The organism is Brenneria salicis ATCC 15712 = DSM 30166 (assembly GCF_003315515.1).
Lineage (GTDB): Bacteria > Pseudomonadota > Gammaproteobacteria > Enterobacterales > Enterobacteriaceae > Brenneria > Brenneria salicis.
In genome coordinates this window covers 16,963-31,095 of sequence record NZ_QNRY01000010.1, presented here as the reverse complement: position 1 = coordinate 31,095, position 14,133 = coordinate 16,963, and the positions used below count along the sequence as shown (strand labels likewise).

Annotated in this window: 12 protein-coding genes; 8 read left to right on the top strand and 4 right to left on the bottom strand. The window is 53.5% G+C overall.

Going from position 1 to position 14,133, the window contains the following annotated elements; genetic code table 11:
- Positions 1 to 34 precede the first annotated feature (34 nt).
- From DES54_RS06515 to DES54_RS06500, 4 genes are all read right to left on the bottom strand, one after another.
- Positions 35 to 1,393 carry a type II and III secretion system protein family protein gene (locus DES54_RS06515; protein WP_205680190.1) on the bottom strand — a complete coding sequence of 453 codons (1,359 nt, stop codon included), beginning with the start codon at positions 1,391 to 1,393 and terminating at the stop codon, positions 35 to 37.
- Positions 1,383 to 2,309, bottom strand: coding sequence for a Flp pilus assembly protein CpaB (gene cpaB / locus DES54_RS06510; protein WP_113865778.1), 927 nt, complete (start codon positions 2,307 to 2,309; stop codon positions 1,383 to 1,385). Before cpaB ends, DES54_RS06515 begins: the two co-directional genes overlap by 11 nt.
- A 105-nt stretch (positions 2,310 to 2,414) precedes the next feature.
- On the bottom strand, positions 2,415 to 2,921 hold the full coding sequence (locus tag DES54_RS06505) for an A24 family peptidase (protein ID WP_113865777.1): 507 nt from the start codon (positions 2,919 to 2,921) through the stop codon (positions 2,415 to 2,417).
- A gap of 13 nt (positions 2,922 to 2,934) precedes the next feature.
- On the bottom strand, positions 2,935 to 3,126 hold the full coding sequence (locus tag DES54_RS06500) for a Flp family type IVb pilin (protein ID WP_113865776.1): 192 nt from the start codon (positions 3,124 to 3,126) through the stop codon (positions 2,935 to 2,937).
- 1,303 nt (positions 3,127 to 4,429) lie between these two features.
- Between DES54_RS06500 and gcvT the strand changes: the two genes are divergently transcribed.
- The 8 genes from gcvT (at position 4,430) to DES54_RS06460 (ending at position 14,099) form a co-directional block, all read left to right on the top strand.
- Positions 4,430 to 5,548, top strand: a complete 1,119-nt coding sequence (gene gcvT / locus DES54_RS06495; RefSeq protein ID WP_113865775.1) for a glycine cleavage system aminomethyltransferase GcvT — start codon at positions 4,430 to 4,432, stop codon at positions 5,546 to 5,548.
- 34 nt (positions 5,549 to 5,582) lie between these two features.
- Complete coding sequence (gene gcvH, locus DES54_RS06490) at positions 5,583 to 5,975, top strand: glycine cleavage system protein GcvH (protein WP_113865774.1); 393 nt, start codon at positions 5,583 to 5,585, stop codon at positions 5,973 to 5,975.
- A gap of 99 nt (positions 5,976 to 6,074) precedes the next feature.
- Entirely contained in the window at positions 6,075 to 8,948 is a 2,874-nt protein-coding gene (gcvP, locus tag DES54_RS06485; RefSeq protein ID WP_113865773.1) for an aminomethyl-transferring glycine dehydrogenase, read from the top strand.
- 218 nt (positions 8,949 to 9,166) lie between these two features.
- On the top strand, positions 9,167 to 10,039 hold the full coding sequence (locus DES54_RS06480) for a carbohydrate ABC transporter permease (protein WP_113865772.1): 873 nt from the start codon (positions 9,167 to 9,169) through the stop codon (positions 10,037 to 10,039).
- Positions 10,029 to 10,874, top strand: coding sequence for a carbohydrate ABC transporter permease (locus DES54_RS06475; RefSeq protein WP_113865771.1), 846 nt, complete (start codon positions 10,029 to 10,031; stop codon positions 10,872 to 10,874). Before DES54_RS06480 ends, DES54_RS06475 begins: the two co-directional genes overlap by 11 nt.
- A gap of 12 nt (positions 10,875 to 10,886) precedes the next feature.
- Positions 10,887 to 11,711, top strand: a complete 825-nt coding sequence (gpdQ, locus tag DES54_RS06470; RefSeq protein WP_113865770.1) for a glycerophosphodiester phosphodiesterase GpdQ — start codon at positions 10,887 to 10,889, stop codon at positions 11,709 to 11,711.
- A complete protein-coding gene (locus tag DES54_RS06465; protein ID WP_113865769.1) occupies positions 11,711 to 12,781 on the top strand; it encodes an ABC transporter ATP-binding protein in 1,071 nt (356 codons plus the stop codon). Before gpdQ ends, DES54_RS06465 begins: the two co-directional genes overlap by 1 nt.
- Positions 12,782 to 12,791: 10 nt before the next feature.
- Positions 12,792 to 14,099, top strand: coding sequence for an ABC transporter substrate-binding protein (locus DES54_RS06460; protein ID WP_113865768.1), 1,308 nt, complete (start codon positions 12,792 to 12,794; stop codon positions 14,097 to 14,099).
- Positions 14,100 to 14,133 lie beyond the last annotated feature (34 nt).

Sequence of the window (14,133 nt, the reverse complement as noted above, 5' to 3'; positions counted from 1 at the left end):
TCAGTGGGCGGCGCTATCGCCGCATCCATGATTGTCAGTAAACAAAACCTGCCGCGCCGGTTAAGCGCGGCACCTTATTCTGATGAGGATCAACTCCGGTTTTTTTCTGGAGCAGATACTCAATATCGGAGGCCGGGCGCATACTGTTCAATGGCGTGGTCAACTGCCCCGGCGCGCTGGGACGCACCAGATAAGGCGTGACTATCACCACCAGTTCGCTTTTGTTGTTGCGATAATCCGAAGAAGAGAACAGTTTGCCGAGCACCGGCACAGAACCCAGACCGGGTACTTTGGATAGAACATCGGTGACGTTATGTTGCAGCAATCCGCCGATGGCGAAACTCTGACCGCTGGCCAGTTCCACTGTGGTTTCCACCCGACGCACCGAAATGCCGGGGATGGTCAGGTTTTCCATGACGATACTGCTGTTGGGATCGAGCTCGCTGACTTCTGGTCGGACTTTGATGCTGATGCGGTCATCGGACAGCACCGTGGGCGTGAAGTCCAGCGCCACGCCGAAGGGCTTGAATTCGACGGTCATGGTGTCCGAGTCCTGCTTGACGGGAACCGGAAACTCGCCCCCCGCCAGGAAACTGGCGGTCTGGCCGGAAACCGCGGTCAGGTTGGGTTCCGCCAGTACGCTGATCAGCCCTTCTTTGTCCAGCACGTCGATCATTGACTGAATCGAGGTATTGCCCTTGCTGTAACCGCCGAGGAAGGAATAGCCTTCGCTTGCCTGCACATAGGGCTGACCGCTGCCGCTGCTGTTGGTAAAATCACGACCGTTTCCCAGACCGATGATAAAGTTTCCCGGTTTGGTTAATACATCCCAGTTGATGCCCAGTTTCTGCGTCACCTCGCGTGAGACTTCTGTCACCCGCACCCGTAGATGTACCTGTACCGGACTGTTGACGCTCAGTTGATTGAGCAGTTGCTCCTTTTCGCCCAGATAAGGCCGTATGGTCTGGGCGACGGCATCGGCGCTCTCTGCGTCCGGCACCATGCCTGAAACCATGACGGAACCGGGCGCGGAGGCCAGCGATAATCGCAGCGCCGGGAAACGCTGGCGCAGCATGGTCTGCATTTCAGACAGGTTATGCCTTACGACCAGCGTGCGTTGCAGCAACGTCTTGCGCGCGCCCAGCACATACAGCGACGTGCTGCCTGTGCGTTTGCCGAGCACCAGCACGGCGCCTTCCGCCGGAGATTGCACATCGGCGATTTCCGGGTCGGCGACGAACACCGTGGTGATTTCGTCTTTTACGTTGAGCAGTTTGCCTTCCCCGATCGACAGCGCCAGCATTTGTCGGGCCTGTGCGCCCGGAATCAGACTTAAGGCGGTGACTGTCAGCAGCAGCGCCATAAGCGTATGTAATAACGTTTTAACGTGCATAGGTGGTAAATTCCTGTTCCTGTCGTTGGCTACCGCGCAAAATGATGACCCGGTGAGAGGTTAACGAAGGGGGCTGTTTTTCTGCTGAAGCGTCCTGTTCTCCCGATAGTGCGCGTGAGATATCGTTTCCCCATACCGGCTGGTTTTCTTTACTGAGATCGCTGCTCCACGCCACGACGGACGCGGTTTTTACCAGTGGATCGTTATCGGTGAGCATATTGCGGTCTTCCACCGCGAAACTGCGCAGCGCCATCGACAGGCTGCCGAGTTGAGCGGCGACTGTGACGGCCTCCGCCACGCGTTGCGCGACTTCAATGGTGACGGTTCTGGCGCGGTTTGGTTTGCTGTTTTCATCGATTCGGCGTTGGAATTCCGAACCGACGGCAATCACGCGTACCCGCTCCACCACCGTTTCGCTGACCACCAGCCGATTCTTGGCATTCAGGCTGTTTTCCGCCTGATGGAGACGCTGCGTCAGAATGATGTCGACGAAATCGCCCGGCTGGATCAACCCGGCGTTGCCGGAGACATCGTCAATCGGCACGGAAACGGCGCGCGAGCCGGGTTTCAGCACGGCGGCCAGAAAGCCTGGCGCGTTGGGCCGAATAATGTCTTCGGCGGTAATGGGCGTACCCGCGGCCACCTGTCTGCGCACCAGCGCGCCGTACAGAATGGCGTCGTCGCTGCCTTCAACCAACGCGCCTTTCGGCAGTTGGGATTTTGCATAGGTTTTCCAACTGAGATCGCCTTCGCGCATCAACAAGCCGGCCGGTAAGGTCGCCGCCGCCACGCGTACCCGGATGTTATCATCACGGGAAATATTCTCGTCTGAGCCGCTGACGAACAGCATTCGGACGATCACTGTCAGTACGGCGGCGGCGAGCAGAATCAGGGCAAACTTCAGGAGCGAGGACATTGGCTGGCCGCTCCCGATTTGACTGATACAACGTGTGAATGAGGGAAATAAGTAAACGTAAACATAGAGAGACCATCCTGGTTTTTGCTAATGAGTAACGGTGGTTTAAGTCGGTATCCAACCGTATTGCTCCGCCAGCGCGGTTATTCCTCCGCATACCAGCGCAACGCCATAAGGTACGCCGCGACGTGCGGACAACGCTGTCCGCCATGCCGTCTCTGAGGCGGTTTGCGACGAGCAGAATTTATCTGTCAACCAGCCCGCCATGCCCAGCAATGCCCCTGCCAGACTTACGACAACCAGCACGGATGCTAAGGACGATACCCCTGCCCACAGCATCACTACCGTACCTAATTTGACATCTCCGCCGCCGATGCCGCCGCGAATGAATAGCGGCAACAGCAGCAGGAATGTCGTCAGCGCCGTCACACCGTGGCCAATGAGCTGCATCCACCCCATCTCCATACCCCAGGCGTAAAAGGGAAAGAGCAAGGCATAATATGCAATCCAGCGGTTTGGCAGACGGCGCCGAGTCAGGTCGGCGTGTGCCAGCAGCGCAAACAGGCCTGCCAGCAACACTAATACCGTCAACTTTATGACGGGAATCATCATTTATGGATTTGTATTACTGGTTACTGGCATTACTTACCGCAGTTTTGACACTCTGCCCGGCGTCAGTGAAGACTGTTTTCACATCATTACCGAATTGTGTAACCCCAGCGACAATTACTACAACCAATACACCTGCAAGAATGGCATATTCCAATGCAGATACACCGCGATCATCCTTTTTCAATGCCTTAAAAAAATTACGCATTACCGTTTCTCCGATAGTTAGTTAATTAAAATAAAAGTCTCATGATATAACTACAGCGTTCAACCATAACGGCGCTTACGCACAGTCATGGAAGTCTGGGTGTGATAGTCAAAGAGAAAGCCTTAAGTAAAATATAAGTCTCCGCCGTTTTTTTATGAAAAAATAACGGAGTGATATTCATGCATTAATAAGTAACTAAGTTGAGGTGTCCATTTTATTACTTTAAAAATTATTATCCTGCTAATTACTGTCTGCCGCTATTACTTTTTCATCTTATGAGGCCGCGTTATTCATGATAATAAGTATTTCCTTAATTATTATATAGTTGTATTTATTTATTCCCTTCGATAAAAATAATGATCAACCATTGTTTTATACAAATTAAGGTATGATGAATATTTGATTAAATTGATTATTTTTTTATTTTTAGATAAGCAGAATTAGAAACAAAAAGAGATTTTAAAACAAATCATTTATACCGATCGATATCTGCTTGTTTGATAGGTTAAACCTGTTTTATTTGTTGTTTTGATCGCTTGTTTCGATTGTTTGTTTGTCGGTAAATATAGGGATTTATGAGGTGATAATAGAAGATTCGACTACTACATATTATTGTTATGTGCATTTGTCATGTTTTATCGAAAGTTGCCGGATGTTTTTTTAATTAAAGTCATTGAGCGGATAGATAGAAAAAAATATTAAACATGATGTGTTTTTGTTTTTTTTCCATAAATAAACCGACAAAGAAATAATATCCTTTAGTTATGTTAATTAAAATGATTGCTTGTGTTATAAAAAATGTCGTTTTTTTAAGGTGAGGTAAATACATCACGTCTCCTGAATTTTATCTACCTTACTTATTGTTTGCCTGTTAACTCTTCATTCGGCTTTATATTATTGATTTAACAATCTATTCTTTTTTATTTGTGCGGCAGAATTATACGCGGCAGGGTGGAATACATGCTTGAAATAATCTAATTTTACATCATTTTCGCATTATATAATCTAATCCTTAAGGCGGCATTAACGATCGAGGGCTTTCTAACCCACTCTATTTTTTTAAGATAAAATCATAAAAAATTTAATTTTTATGATTTATTATTCTGTTTATTTGTTTTATATAGATTTAATGACCATGCATTTAAAATGCATCTCTACATTATTTTAATGAAGTATATATTTTTACTTATGAATAAGCGGGTGGTTAACCGGGGCTTTCGATGATAAGTTCATCTCTAAGGTATCGTTTGCGTCATGTCTTTTCTCCCCCTGACAAGGCGCATAACAGCGACAGAGGAAAAAAATGGTAAAGCAGACTCCGTTGTACCCGCAGCATCTGGCGTCCGGCGCCAAAATGGTTGATTTTCACGGCTGGATGATGCCGCTGCATTATGGCTCTCAGTTGGATGAACATCACACTGTACGTCGCGATGCCGGTATGTTTGATGTGTCCCATATGACGATTGTGGATTTGCACGGCGCCAGAACGCGTGAGTTTCTCCGCTATCTGCTGGCCAATGATGTCGCCAAACTGACGCAGCCGGGTAAGGCGTTATACTCCGGCATGCTGAATGCCTCCGGCGGCGTGATAGACGATCTGATCGTCTATTTTCTGACGGAAAATGATTTCCGGTTGGTGGTGAACTCCGCCACGCGGGAAAAAGATCTGGCCTGGATCACCGAACACGCCGAGCCGTTTATGGTGAAGATTCATGAGCGCGGCGATCTGGCGCTGATCGCGGTACAGGGGCCAACGGCGCAGGAAAAAGTACAATCGGTGCTGAAAGCGCATAACGCATTGGATGACGATCAGATTAGGCGCATTGCCGGCATGAAGCCATTTTTTGGCATGCAGGCACATGATTTCTTCATTGCCACGACGGGTTACACCGGCGAAGCCGGTTATGAAATTGCGCTGCCACAGGAACAGGCGGCGAGCTTCTGGCAACAACTGTCCGCCGCCGGGGTTAAGCCCTGTGGGTTAGGCGCCCGCGACACCTTGCGGCTGGAAGCCGGGATGAATCTCTATGGTCAGGATATGGATGAAGGCGTCTCCCCGCTTGCCGCCAACATGGATTGGACCATCGCCTGGCAACCGCAGGATCGTCAGTTTATCGGCCGCGAAGCGCTGGAAAAACAGCGTGAAAAAGGCGGCGATCAATTGGTCGGACTGGTGATGACCGAAAAAGGCGTGTTGCGTAATGATTTACCTGTGCGCTTTACTGATAGTGATGGTGTGATGCAGGAAGGGGTCATTACCAGCGGATCGTTTTCACCGACGCTCGGCGTAAGCATAGCATTGGCGCGTGTCCCGGCGGGCATTGGTGAGCAAGCTATCGTCCAGATCCGCAATCGTGAGCTACCTGTGCATATCACCAAACCCGGTTTTGTCCGCGCCGGGAAACCCATTGTGCAGTATTAACCGTTTTGTGAAGGAAAAGAAAGAGAGGGTGGCAATGAGCGATGTACCAGCAGAACTAAAATATACCGCTTCGCATGAGTGGGTGCTGTCAGAAGGTGAAGGTGTTTACAGCGTGGGAATTACCGATCACGCGCAGGAATTGTTAGGCGATATGGTGTTTATCGATCTGCCGGAGGTCGGTACGATCGTCGCGGCTGGCGATGATTGCGCGGTCGCCGAATCGGTAAAAGCGGCTTCTGATATTTATGCGCCGATCAGCGGTGAGATTATCGAAGTCAATGAAGAACTGGAAAACGCGCCTGAACTGGTTAACAGCGCGCCGTATAGTGATGGCTGGCTGTTCCGTATCAGATCGTCCGATGAGTCTGATCTGAATGAACTGCTTGATGCTGAAAGCTATCAGGCCTCGCTGGAAGAAGATGAATAATGACTGCGCCCCGGACTCCGCTAAGCCGGGGCGTTTTTTTGTTCCCTTGCCTGCTATCAAACCAGGGCAATGGCATGTTTTACGCAGGAAATTTTCGTAATGACTCAGACTCTCAGCCAACTTGAACATGACGGCGCTTTCGTGGAACGCCATATCGGTCCTTCCGCCAGCCAACAGCAGCATATGCTGTCCGTGGTCGGCGCGGCGTCACTGGATGCGTTAATCCGGCAGATTGTGCCGGCTGATATTCAATTGCCCAGCCCGCCCGCGGTCGGCGAGGCGACCGGCGAGCATCAGGCGTTGACTGAGTTGAAAGCCATCGCCAGTCGTAATCAGCGGTATAAAAACTATATCGGCATGGGATACAGCGCGGTGCTGATGCCGCCGGTGATCCTGCGTAACGTGCTGGAAAACCCAGGCTGGTACACGGCTTATACGCCCTATCAGCCGGAAGTGTCGCAAGGGCGTCTGGAAGCATTGCTGAATTTTCAACAGGTCACACAGGATTTAACCGGGCTGGAACTGGCTTCGGCCTCGTTGCTGGACGAAGCGACCGCGGCGGCGGAGGCGATGGCGATGGCAAAACGCATCAGCAAACTGAAGCAGGCCAACCGATTCTTTGTGGCTGACGATGTTCATCCGCAAACTCTGGATGTCGTGCGCACGCGTGCTCATGCGTTTGGTTTTGACGTGGTGGTGGGCAACGCGCCGGCGGCGCTGGATGACGACGCGGTATTCGGCGTGTTGTTGCAACTGGCGGGCACCACGGGCGAACTGCACGATTACCGCAACCTGATGGCGCAACTGAAAAATCGTAAGGTGATTAGCTGTGTCGCCGCCGATATCATGGCGCTGGTCGCGCTGACCGCGCCGGGCAAACAAGGCGCGGATATCGTTTTCGGCTCTGCCCAGCGTTTTGGCGTGCCGATGGGATACGGCGGCCCGCACGCGGCCTTTTTTGCCTGCCGCGATGAACATAAACGCGCCATGCCGGGCCGGATTATCGGCGTCTCGCGTGACGCCGCCGGTAATACCGCATTGCGTATGGCGATGCAGACCCGCGAGCAGCATATCCGCCGTGAAAAAGCCAACTCCAATATCTGTACCTCTCAGGTGCTGCTGGCCAACATCGCGGCTCTGTATGCCGTTTTCCACGGCCCGGAAGGATTGAAGCGCATTGCCGGACGCATTCATCGTCTGACGGATATTCTGGCGCTGGGCCTGCGTCAGACGGGGATGACGCTGCGTCATCAAACCTGGTTTGATACCCTGACGGTCGAGGCAGCGGATAAAAACGCGGTGCTTGGCCGGGCGCTGAGTTTCGGCATCAACCTGCGGGGCGATCTGGACGGCGCGGTCGGCATAACGCTGGATGAAACCACCACGCGTGAAGAGGTGCAGGCGCTGTTTGCCGTGCTGCTGGGCGACGCCCACGGACTGGATATCGACACGCTTGACGCGGCGGTCAGCCGGCAATCGGACTCTATTCCCGCCGCCTTACAGCGCAGCGAGGCGATTTTGGCGCACCCGGTTTTTAATCGTTATCACAGTGAAACTGAAATGATGCGCTATCTGCATCGTCTGGAGCGAAAAGATTTGGCGCTCAATCAGGCGATGATCCCGCTGGGTTCTTGCACCATGAAGCTGAATGCGGCGGCGGAAATGTTGCCGATTACCTGGCCGGAGTTTGCCGAGTTGCATCCGTTTTGTCCGCCAGAGCAGGCGCTTGGCTATCGTCAGATGATCGAACAGCTTTCCGGTTGGCTGGTGCAACTGACGGGGTATGATGCGATCTGTATGCAGCCCAATTCGGGCGCGCAGGGCGAGTACGCCGGTCTGCTGGCGATCCGCTGCTATCATGAAAGCCGTCATCAGGCGGCGCGTAATATCTGCCTGATCCCCAGTTCCGCGCACGGCACCAATCCGGCGTCAGCACAAATGGCGGGTATGAATGTGGTGGTGGTGGCCTGCGATAAGCAGGGCAATATCGATCTGCACGATCTACGCGAAAAAGCACAGACGGCGGGCGAGCATCTGGCTTGCATCATGGTGACCTATCCTTCTACGCACGGCGTTTACGAAGAAACCATCCGCGAGGTGTGCCAGATTGTGCATCAGTATGGCGGCCAGGTTTATCTGGATGGCGCCAACATGAACGCGCAAGTCGGCATTACCACGCCGGGTTATATTGGCGCGGACGTGTCTCACCTCAACCTGCATAAAACGTTCTGTATTCCGCACGGCGGCGGCGGGCCGGGCATGGGGCCGATTGGCGTTAAAGCGCATCTGGCGCCGTTCGTGCCGGGGCATCAGGTAGTGAAAATCGACGGCGTTCTGACCGGGCAGGGCGCGGTATCAGCCGCACCGTTCGGCAGCGCATCTATTTTGCCGATCAGTTGGATGTATATCCGCATGATGGGGGCGCAAGGGCTGAAACAGGCAAGCCAGATGGCGATCCTCAACGCCAACTATATCGCCGTCCGGCTGCAATCCGCGTATCCGGTGCTCTATACCGGGCGGGATGGCCGCGTGGCGCATGAATGTATTCTCGATATCCGCCCGCTGAAAGAGAGCAGCGGCATCAGTGAAATGGATATCGCCAAACGCCTGATCGACTACGGTTTCCATGCGCCAACCATGTCATTCCCGGTTGCGGGAACATTGATGGTCGAGCCGACGGAGTCAGAGAGTCAGGTGGAGTTGGATCGCTTTATCGACGCAATGCTGGCGATCCGAACAGAAATTGATCGTGTGGAACAAGGCGAGTGGCCGCTGGCGGACAACCCACTGGTGAACGCGCCGCATACGCAGGCGGAGCTGGTCGCCGACTGGACGCATCCGTACAGCCGCGAGTTGGCGGTGTTTCCGGCGGGAAGCGAACATAAATACTGGCCGAGCGTAAAACGTCTGGATGATGTTTACGGCGACCGTAATCTGTTCTGCTCTTGCGTGCCGGTATCCGACTACACGTAAATGCCAGGCTGATTAATACATTGGACCAGGGCCGCTCTTCTCACGGGAGCGGCCCTTTTTTACATCCTGCTTTATCATGTCTCGATTGCCACTAGAATTAATAATTCGCAAGAGAATATTTTCTTACTGAAAACAAACTGTCACTAAATTGACGCCTCGCTGACATGCAAGCTCTCTATGGTAATGCCTCTGTGTTTCACACGATGTGGCAAATGCTTATGCGTGCAAAATACTTTCCTTACCTGGTGTTGCTGCCGACGCTGGTTTTTCTCTTCGCTTTCACTTATTTCCCGCTGTTGCGTTCGGTTATCGACAGTTTGTATGACACCCGGCTGAACGCCGATCAACCGCGCTTTATCGGTCTGGATAATTTTATCCGCCTGTTGCATGACGATGTGTTCTGGCAGGCATTGCTGAACAATGTGCTGTACATCCTGATGACGGTGATCCCCGGCGTATTGCTGGCGTTAGTGCTGGCGGTGGCGTTGTGGGAAAATACGCGCCTCAACCGCTGGCTGCGCACCGCGTTTTTCTTCCCGATGATCATTCCCCTGGTGAGCGCGGCGACGCTGTGGCTGTTCATTTTCATGCCGGGGCTTGGCCTGCTGGATTATTATCTGGCGCAGGTGTTCGGGCCGATGAATAACAACTATCTGGGCATGAGCGACAGCGCGCTGGTGGCGGTAAGCGTTATCGGCATCTGGAAATTCGCCGGTTACTACATGCTGTTTTTCCTCGCCGGTTTACAATCCATTTCCACTTCGGCGCGTGAAGCCGCGCTGATGGAAGGCGCGTCGAGACGTCAGGTTTTTTTCTATGTCACGCTGCCGTTGTTGCGGCCAACCATCGCGTTTGTGGTGACGATCGCCTTTATTTACGCTATTACGCAGATCGACCACGTCGCGGTCATGACGCGCGGCGGGCCGAATAACGCCACCACCGTGCTGCTCTACTATATTCAGGATCTGGCGAACGATACCCACGATCTCGGCAAAGCCTCCGCCGCCACCTTTTTGACGCTGGTGCTGCTGTTTGCGTTTTCCATCATCAACCTGAAAGTGCTGGAAAAAGGGGCGCATTATGAGCGTTGAACACCGCCATCCGTTGCGTGTCGCCACGCGCTTTACGCTGCCGCTGTTGTTGCTTTGCGCCGCCGTTCTGTGGATCAGCCCGTTTATCTGGATGCTCTCATCTTCCGTCAGCGCCAGCAGTTTCGGCAGTGATATGGCCTCGCTCTCGCCTCGCTTGCCGTTGACGCTGGATAACTTTCGCGATGCGTGGGATAGCGCCGACTGGCTGCGTCTTTACGCCAATACCGTGATCTTTGCGCTGGGCACCTTTCTGGTACAGCTTGTGACGATCACCACCGCCGGATATATCTTCGCGTATCACCAGTTTCGCGGCAAAACATTGTTGTTTTACCTGCTATTGATCCAAATGATGATCATGCCGGTGGTGATGATGGTGCCGAACATGATGACGCTGAAACAACTGGGGTTGTTGAACACATTGACCGGCGTGATGATGCCGTATTTCGCCTCAGCGTTTGGCGTGTTCCTGATGCGTCAGGCATTTCTCAATATCGCCAAAGAAATTGAAGAGGCGGCGCTGATGGAAGGATGCCGCTGGTGGCAGGTGGTGTTTCACGTGCTTATCCCCATGACCTGGCCCGCGATTCTGGCTTTCGCCACCGTCAGTATTACCTATCACTGGAATGAATATCTCTGGCCGCTGATGGTGCTTAACGATCCCGACAAACAGGTGCTGACCATCGGTCTGGTGTCGTTCGCCATGGGCGCGGAATCCGGCGGGCAGTGGGGGTTGATCTGCGCCGGAACGCTGCTGGTGTGTCTGCCGCTGATGCTGGCGTTTGTGCTGTTTCAGAAGCAGTTTCTGAGCAGTTTTGGTTTTTCAGGCATTAAATAAGAGGTTGGCGTTATGTTACTGGCACAGATTTCCGATCTGCATTTTCGCAGTGAAGGCCGCAAGCTGTATGAATTTATTGATGTTAATGAGAAGAATGCCGAAGTCGTCAATCAGTTGAATGCATTGCGTGAGCGCCCTGATGCGGTGGTGATAAGCGGCGATATCGTCAACTGCGGACGTCCGCAAGAGTATCAGGTGGCGCAACGTGTGTTGCGGATGCTGGATTACCCGCTGTATGTGATCCCCGGCAATCATGATGACAAGCGCCATTTTCTGAATGCCATGCGCCCGCTGTGTCCTTTACTGGGTGATGACCCGGAAAATATCCGTTACGCGGTGGACGATTTTCCCCTGCGTCTGCTGTTTATCGATTCCAGTCTGGCTGGACAATCCAAAGGCTGGTTGACGCCAGCAACGCTGGACTGGCTGGAGCAGCAACTGACGGGGCATCCGGCGCGTGAAACGGCGGTTTTTATGCACCATCCGCCGCTTCCCCTCGGTTCCGCGCAGATGGACCCCATCGCCTGTGAAAACGGTGAGGCGTTACTGGCCTTGATTGAACGTTTCCCGCAACTGAGCAGGGTATTCTGCGGTCACACCCACCGCTTAATCATGACGCAATATCGTCAGGCGATGATCGCGAGCGTACCCGGCACGGTGCATCAGGTGCCTTATTTTCATCATGATGATGCGCCTTATTACAATCTGGAGCCCGCCGCCGTGGTGATGCACCGTTATGTGCCGGTCACCGGTCTGGTCAGTTACAGCCAGTCGCTCGCCATGTTTCCCGGCCCCTATCTTTATGACTCACGTATCAGTTGCCCGGTGGATGAGTAATGGCGGTGATCCGGTTACGCAATATCAGCAAACAATTTGAACAAACGCAGGCGCTGTGCTCATTATCGCTGGACATCGCCGATGGCGAGTTTCTGGTGCTGGTAGGGCCGTCGGGCTGTGGTAAAAGCACGCTGTTGCGCATGCTGGCCGGTCTGGAGACGGTCAGCGCGGGACAAATCCTGCTGGGCGAAGAGGACATCACCGCATGGAGTCCGAAACAACGTAATTTTTCGATGATTTTCCAGAATTATGCGCTGTTTCCCCACCTGACGGTGGAGCAAAACATTACCTTCGGCATGCGGATGCGCGGCGAACCGAAAGCGGACTATCCCCAGCGTGTGCGGCGGGTAGCTGATTTGTTGCAGCTTGAGCCGTTACTCAAACGTAAACCGGGAAAACTCTCCGGCGGTCAGCGCCAGCGGGTAGCCATGGCGCGGGCGATTGTCCGCGATCCCCGGCTGTTTCTGATGGATGAGCCGCTTTCGAATCTGGATGCCCGACTGCGCAGCGAAGTGCGTGACGGCATCATGGCGCTGCATCGGCAGTTGAAAACCACCACTGTGTATGTCACGCACGACCAGATTGAAGCCATGACTATGGCGGACCGCATCGCCGTGTTGGATCGCGGCGTGCTGCAACAGGTCGGCACGCCGGAGCAGCTTTATTCGCACCCGGCCAATGAGTTTGTGGCGGGTTTTATCGGTACGCCGGCGATGAATATACTCACGCTGCCTTGCAAGGACGGACAGGCATTTTTGCTGGAGCAGGCCATCGCGCTGCCGGCAACGGAAGAAATCCGCGCGATGGCGAGCGTGCGACTGGGGATTCGCCCTGAGCATATTACCGAACAAGCCACGCCGGACGGCGGGTTGCAGTTGCCGGGTACGGTCATGCAGCGGGAATTGTTTGGGGCGGAGTACCTGATTCATGTGACGACTCCACTGGGCGGGCTACGTTATCGGCGGCCAAACCGCGATAGTGTGCCGGACATTGGTATGTCTCTGGTTCTCAATTTTTCACCACAGGATTGTCATTGGTTTTCCGGGCAAACCGCCCGTAATTTATCCTAGGAGAAAATAAATGCGTAAACCGCGAATTATTGCACTGGCGTTGACCTTGCTGATGTCTGGCCCGCTGCTGGCAAAACAGCGTATCGACTTCATGTTCCCGGCGCCGGTGGACGGCAAGTTGACGATGGAAATGACGCGCATCATCAAAGCGTACAATCAGTCGCAGGATCAGGTGGAAGTCCGTGGCATTTTTACCGGCAGCTATGATACGACCAAAGTGAAAGCTGAAGCCGCCGCCAAAGCGGGCGATCCGCCTGCGCTGGTGATGATGTCCGCCAATTTCACCGCCGATCTGGTCATCAAGGATCAGATCCTGCCGATGGATGAGTTGTTCAAATACGGCAATGAAAAAGCCGCATCGTTCCTGAATAAAAACTTCTGGCCCGCATTGCATCAAAATGCGCAGGTAATGGGCGTGACTTACGCCATTCCGTTCCATAACTCGACGCCGATTTTGTATTACAACCAGGATATGTTGAAACAGGCGGGCTTTAATGAACCGCCGAAAAACTGGGATGAGGTGGTGACGATAGCGAAAAAGCTGACCGATCCGGCGAAAGGGCAATGGGGCATCATGATCCCGTCCACCAATGATGACTACGGCGGTTGGATGCTATCGGCCCTGACGCGGGCGAACGGCGGCGATTATTATAATGCGGATTATCCCGGCGAAGTGTATTACAACACCGCCTCAACCAAAGGCGCGCTTCAGTTTTGGCGCAATCTGGTTTACCGCGACAAAGTGATGCCGGGGGGCGTGTTGAACTCCAAGCAAATCAGCGCGGCTTTTTTCTCCGGTAAGCTGGGTATGGCGATGCTGAGTACCGGCGCGTTGGGCTTCATGCGTGAAAATACCAGGGATTTCCAACTGGGCGTGGCGATGATGCCGCAAAAAGCGCGCCGTGGCGTGACTATCGGCGGCGCCAGTCTGGTGAGTTTCAAAGGCATTTCCGAAGAGCAGAAAAAAGCGGCCTGGCAGTTCCTGAGCTACTTGGTCAGCCCGGAAGTGAGCGGACGCTGGAGTCGTTTTACCGGCTACTTCGCCCCGCGGATGGCGGCGTATGATCTGCCGGAAATGAAGGCTTATCTGGCGGACGATCCGCGTGCGGCGATTGCGCTGTCGCAGTTGCAGTACGCGCATCCGTGGTACGCCACCTATGAAACGGTGGCGGTGCGCAAAGCGATGGAAAATCAGCTTGCCGCGCTGCTGAACGATGCCGATAAGAGCGTCGATAAAGCGGCGGCCACCGCCCAGCAGGAGGCGGATGCGATTATGAAGCCCTATGTGGAGCAAACGGCGCTCAAGCTACCGGAATAAAAATGATTTTTATCTGTTCAGCTTTTGTGAATTA

Bases quoted from the DNA above. Each gene is read 5' to 3' on its own strand.
- DES54_RS06515 (WP_205680190.1), bottom strand. From the start codon at position 1,393: ATGCACGTTAAAACGTTATTACATACGCTTATGGCGCTGCTGCTGACA.
- cpaB (WP_113865778.1), bottom strand. From the start codon at position 2,309: ATGTCCTCGCTCCTGAAGTTTGCCCTGATTCTGCTCGCCGCCGCCGTA.
- DES54_RS06505 (WP_113865777.1), bottom strand. From the start codon at position 2,921: ATGATGATTCCCGTCATAAAGTTGACGGTATTAGTGTTGCTGGCAGGC.
- DES54_RS06500 (WP_113865776.1), bottom strand. From the start codon at position 3,126: ATGCGTAATTTTTTTAAGGCATTGAAAAAGGATGATCGCGGTGTATCT.
- gcvT (WP_113865775.1), top strand. From the start codon at position 4,430: ATGGTAAAGCAGACTCCGTTGTACCCGCAGCATCTGGCGTCCGGCGCC.
- gcvH (WP_113865774.1), top strand. From the start codon at position 5,583: ATGAGCGATGTACCAGCAGAACTAAAATATACCGCTTCGCATGAGTGG.
- gcvP (WP_113865773.1), top strand. From the start codon at position 6,075: ATGACTCAGACTCTCAGCCAACTTGAACATGACGGCGCTTTCGTGGAA.
- DES54_RS06480 (WP_113865772.1), top strand. From the start codon at position 9,167: ATGCGTGCAAAATACTTTCCTTACCTGGTGTTGCTGCCGACGCTGGTT.
- DES54_RS06475 (WP_113865771.1), top strand. From the start codon at position 10,029: ATGAGCGTTGAACACCGCCATCCGTTGCGTGTCGCCACGCGCTTTACG.
- gpdQ (WP_113865770.1), top strand. From the start codon at position 10,887: ATGTTACTGGCACAGATTTCCGATCTGCATTTTCGCAGTGAAGGCCGC.
- DES54_RS06465 (WP_113865769.1), top strand. From the start codon at position 11,711: ATGGCGGTGATCCGGTTACGCAATATCAGCAAACAATTTGAACAAACG.
- DES54_RS06460 (WP_113865768.1), top strand. From the start codon at position 12,792: ATGCGTAAACCGCGAATTATTGCACTGGCGTTGACCTTGCTGATGTCT.